Raw genomic sequence first — 4,753 nt, forward strand, 5'->3', positions numbered from 1 at the left:
GGTGTCGGGCAGGTCGAGGCCGATATCGATCAGCTCGACTCGGCCGCAGTCGGCCAGCGCGTGCACGGGCTTGAGCCCGCCGAAGGTGACGGTCAGCGCGGCGTGCACGGCGGGGCCGGTGATTGCGCCGGTAGCCACGTCGATGCCGCTGGGGATGTCAACGGCGACAATCGGAATCGCCTTGGCGTCGACGGCTTCGAACACTTCGGCCGCGTCCGGCCGCAGCGGCCCCGAGCCGGAAATACCGACGACGCCGTCAATCACGAGATCTGTTCCTGCTGCGACCTTTTCGACGATGCGGCCGCCAGCCTTCCGGAATGCAGCCAGTCCCTTCTGGTGGGTACGTTCTGGTTTGAGCAGTATCGCGTCGGCGGCCGCGCCGCGGCGGCGCAGGAAGGTTGCCGCCCACAGTGCGTCGCCGCCGTTGTCGCCCGAGCCGACGACCGCGCATACCCGGCGTCCGGCAACCCCGCCGGTGCGGGCGATCAGCTCACCAATGATCGCGCTGGCCAGCCCGTAGGCCGCCCGCCTCATCAGCGCGCCGTCGGGCAGGCTGGCTAACAGCGGCGCTTCGGCCTCGCGGATCGCTTCAGCCGAGTAGTAGTGCCGCACTCGCCCAGATTACGGGTACGCGAACGCGGGTACAGTCGATTAAACAGGCTAAATATCCAGGCAACATCACATACAGGAGGGGCGGACATGGCACGGACCGACAATGACACCTGGGACCTGACGACCAGCGTGGGCGCCACCGCGACCGGCGTCGCCGTCGGGCGCGCGTTGGCCAGCCGGGCGGCCAACCCACTGATCAACGATCCCTTCGCCGAGCCTCTGGTTCGCGCGGTGGGCGTCGACTTCTTCACCCGCTTGGCCACTGGCGAATTGAATCCGGCCGAGGTCGACGACAACGGCGAGTGGGGCATGCAGCGGATGCGGGACATGATGGCCGTGCGCACTCGTTTCTTCGACGACTTCTTCATCGAGGCGACCAATCGGGGAATCCGCCAGGCGGTGATCCTGGCCTCGGGGTTGGATGCTCGTGCCTACCGGTTGCACTGGCCGGCCGGGACCACGGTCTACGAGATCGATCAACCCGCGGTCATCGAGTTCAAGACCACGACGCTGGCCGATCTGGGCGCCAGCCCCACGGCCGATCGCCGCTCGGTGGCCATCGATCTGCGCCACGACTGGGCGACCGCGCTGCGCAGCGCCGGCCTGGACCCGACCCAACCCACCGCGTGGAGCGCAGAGGGCTTGCTGCCGTTCCTGCCGCCCGAAGCCCAGGATGCGTTGCTGGACAACGTCACCATCCTGAGCGCAGCCGGCAGTCAACTGGCCACCGAGAACGTGCCGGACTCCAGCCAAGCGGTGCCGCTGATGGCCGACCGGATGCGGCAGGCCACCGAACGCTGGCGCGACCACGGATTCGACGTGGAGATGACCGACCTGTGGTACGGCGGTGACCGCAACGATGTGGTCGACTATCTGGGCGGCCATGGCTGGAACGTTGCTGCCATCAGCGTCGCCGATTTGTTTGCCGCTCAAGGCCTTCCGGTCCAGACGCGTAACGAAGAAGAAGCGGCGATGTTCTCGGGGCTCGGCTACGTGACCGCTACCCGGACCTAGGCGCAGCGCCGTTCGGTCGAAAGAGTTTGGCCGGGTTGATCAGTGGCCCATTGCGGGCCCGGGCCATCGGATAGAACAACAGGCCGATGAAGATCGCCGAAAAGTGCCCGATCGCAGTGAAAGTCAGATGGATGACGAGCGGGACGGTAAAGATGGTGACCAGGATCGCGAGGTAACCCCACCGCCACGGCTGCGCGATGCGATAGGCGAGTACGGCGATCACCCCGACCAGGAAGTAGCTGACCCCGATATCGCGGGCGCGCACCAGATGTTCCGGCGCCAGGTGATGCTGGATCGCCAGATACAGCGTGCCCTCGCTGAGATACGTTGCACCGACGTGCGCAGTCAATCCGACTGCAAGCCAACGGATTTTGCCGAGCCATTGTTCCGCCGGAGCAAGAAACAAGGTGAACAGCACCAGATATGGTGTCCAATAGCGGCCATCGATCCAGAACAGGCTGGTAAACAGCACTTCAAGCGGATCGGTCGCCAAATCGTGGATATTCGTGGACTGGTGGATCAGCAGGGCGTGCAATTCCCGCCGGCTCAGGCTGTGCTGAATGATCGTGGTGATTAGCAGCACGATCAGCCACACATACGTCAACGGCGCGCTGCTGACGAATCGCCAGGCCGCGGTCAGCCAGCCCTTGAGGCGCGCTTGGATCGAGGGGTCCGCCACGGCGTTCACCTTGGCACGGACGAGCGCCGATCGCGTCGGATCGACCCTTGCTCCACAAAGACGCCGGGCGTAATCTCTTACGTTAATTACGCAACCGTGCGTATCGTAATTAATGCGGAAAGGATCCCTCTTGAAGCGCAGCCGCTACGCCGGCCAGCCTTTCACCACTCCCACCGCCGACATTGCCGCAGCCCTCGTGCAAGTCAGCATCCCGACCCTGCTGCTGTCGCTGGTGCACATCACCGGCGATCCGCGTTTCGTCCGGGACTTCAAACCCGCGGGGATCTTCCTCAACGAGGTCCAGGGATTCATGTCCGAGGAGGACAAATCCCGCGCTCGGGCCGAAGCGCTACCGGTGATCGCCGATTACCGCGACCGCGGCTGCCCCGAGCTTGCGCCGCTGCCGCCAGCGCTCGTCAAGGAAATGATGGATTGGGCGGTTTGTGAGACCGTGCCGGACGACTATCTGTCGCTGCTCGCCGAAGAGATGGACCTCGACGGCGTCGACCCGCGCCGCCCGGCACCGTTGGACCCCGACCGCGCGGCGGAATTACCCGTGGTAGTCATCGGATGCGGCGAATCAGGAATTCTGGCCGGGATTCGTTTGAAGCAGGCCAACATTCCATTCACCATTGTGGAGAAGAACAGCGGCCCGGGTGGAACCTGGTGGGAGAACAGCTATCCTGGGGCACGCGTCGACGTGGCCAACCATTTCTATTGCTACAGCTTCGAGCCCAGCAACGAGTGGACGCACTTTTTCGCCGAGCAGCCCGAGCTGCAGAACTACTTCACCACGGTCATGGACAAGCACGGTCTCGACGACCATGTGCGCTGGCAGACCGAGATGATCGCCGCCGAGTGGGACCACGAGGACGGCATGTGGACGATCACTGTTCGGGAACCCGACGAGGGGCTCACCACGATGCGGGCTCGGGCGGTCATCACCGCGGTCGGCCAGCTAAACCGGCCCTATCTACCGGAATTCGAGGGTGCGGCAACCTTTCGCGGGCCGTCGTTCCACTCCGCAGAGTGGGACCACTCGATCGATGTGACCGGTAAGCGCGTCGCGCTGATCGGCGCCGGCGCCAGTGGTTTTCAGATCGCGCCCGCCATTGCCGACGACGTCGAGCACCTCACCGTTTTTCAGCGCACCGCCCAGTGGATGTTTCCCAACGCGATGTACCACGAGTCGGTCGGCGACGGCGTGCGCTGGGCGATGGACCACCTGCCGTATTACGGCCGCTGGTACCGATTCCTTGTGCTCTGGCCCGGCTCCGACAAAGGCCTCGATGCCGCGCGGGTCGACCCGGCCTACCCCAACCAGGACTACGCGGTCAGCGAGATCAACGCTATCGCACGCGTGATGTTCACCGATTGGATCACCAATCAGGTTGACGGAGACCAGGATCTGCTGGCCAAGGTGCTACCCGACTATCCGGCGACCGGGAAGCGGACCCTGCAAGACGATGGCACCTGGCTGCGCACGCTGCGCCGCGACGACGTCGACTTGGTGCGCACCGCGATCGAGCGGATCACGCCGGATGGCATCGTCACCACCGACCGCGCCACCTACGACGTCGATGTGATCGTGTACGCCACCGGGTTTCGGCACACCGACGTGCTGTGGCCGATGACGATCACCGGCCGGGACGGTGTCGACCTGCACAAGGTGTGGGGCCGGCGACCGTATGCGTATCTGGGCATCACTGTCCCGGGGTTTCCGAACTTCTTCCTCGTCTATGGGCCGGGTGCTCATCTCGCCCACGGCGGCAGTCTGATCTTCAACTCCGAACTGCAGATGCGCTATATCAACAGCTGCCTGGCACAACTCGTCGAAGCGAACATCCATTCGGTAGAACCGACCGCTGAGGCGGCCACCGACTGGCATCAACGCACCCAGGTCGAAATCAAACAGATGGTGTGGTCACACCCTGCGGTCAAACACTCCTACTTCAAAAACGCCGACGGCGAAATCCACACCGTCAGCCCGTGGCGGCTCAACGAATACTGGGCTGCGACCCGCGAGCCCGACTGGTCGCACTTCGTCGTTACTACTCGACGGTGACCAACTCGGCCTAGAATTTGGCGCGGATGGGGGGCATCCGGGCAAAGGAGACCCGTGCTCAAGGTCGGCCTCGCAGAGCAGCTCGTGAACACTCGCTATTCGCCGACAGCGGCGGCGCGAGCCAGTTATCTCACCGCCGTGGCCACCGGGATGGATTCGTTCTGGCTGCCCGACCATCTCAACGCGTTGTTCCCGCGCGCGGTGATGACACCGAAGTACGTGGGGACCGCACGGCTGGTACCCGACGTCGACGCGAGTCTCGAACCCTGGACAGTGCTCGGGAATTTCTCCGCACGAAATCGTCTCGGGCGCCTACGCCTTGGCATCGGCGTTACCGATGCAGGTCGTCGCAATCCGGCCGTCACCGCACAGGCCGCCGCAAC

At 64.3% G+C, this 4,753-nt stretch carries 5 protein-coding genes; 3 read left to right on the plus strand and 2 right to left on the minus strand.

The window, feature by feature from the left end:
- A partial coding sequence (locus VNW74_RS03590; protein WP_325675237.1) for an NAD(P)H-hydrate epimerase occupies positions 1–612 on the minus strand: 612 nt, incomplete at its 3' end.
- An 87-nt stretch (positions 613–699) separates the two neighbouring features.
- On the opposite strand from VNW74_RS03590, the gene VNW74_RS03595 reads away from it, so the two are divergent.
- Positions 700–1,626 carry a class I SAM-dependent methyltransferase gene (locus VNW74_RS03595; RefSeq protein WP_325675238.1) on the plus strand — a complete coding sequence of 309 codons (927 nt, stop codon included), beginning with the start codon at positions 700–702 and terminating at the stop codon, positions 1,624–1,626.
- Here the strand turns inward: VNW74_RS03595 and VNW74_RS03600 are convergent.
- A complete protein-coding gene (locus tag VNW74_RS03600) occupies positions 1,613–2,305 on the minus strand; it encodes a rhomboid-like protein (protein ID WP_325675239.1) in 693 nt (230 codons plus the stop codon). The two genes, VNW74_RS03595 and VNW74_RS03600, sit on opposite strands and share 14 nt — an antisense overlap.
- A 130-nt stretch (positions 2,306–2,435) precedes the next feature.
- Here VNW74_RS03600 and VNW74_RS03605 point away from each other — a divergent pair, with 130 nt between their 5' ends.
- Together VNW74_RS03605 and VNW74_RS03610 are read left to right on the plus strand one after the other, a co-directional pair.
- Positions 2,436–4,370, plus strand: a complete 1,935-nt coding sequence (locus tag VNW74_RS03605) for an NAD(P)/FAD-dependent oxidoreductase (RefSeq protein WP_325675240.1) — start codon at positions 2,436–2,438, stop codon at positions 4,368–4,370.
- A 54-nt stretch (positions 4,371–4,424) separates the two neighbouring features.
- On the plus strand, positions 4,425–4,753 hold a 329-nt coding region (locus VNW74_RS03610; protein ID WP_325675241.1), incomplete at its 3' end, for an LLM class flavin-dependent oxidoreductase.

The organism is Mycobacterium sp. (genome assembly GCF_035570115.1).
GTDB lineage: Bacteria > Actinomycetota > Actinomycetes > Mycobacteriales > Mycobacteriaceae > Mycobacterium.

Excerpts from the sequence above, each read along its gene's own strand:
- VNW74_RS03595 (WP_325675238.1), top strand. The coding sequence starts at position 700 with ATGGCACGGACCGACAATGACACCTGGGACCTGACGACCAGCGTGGGC.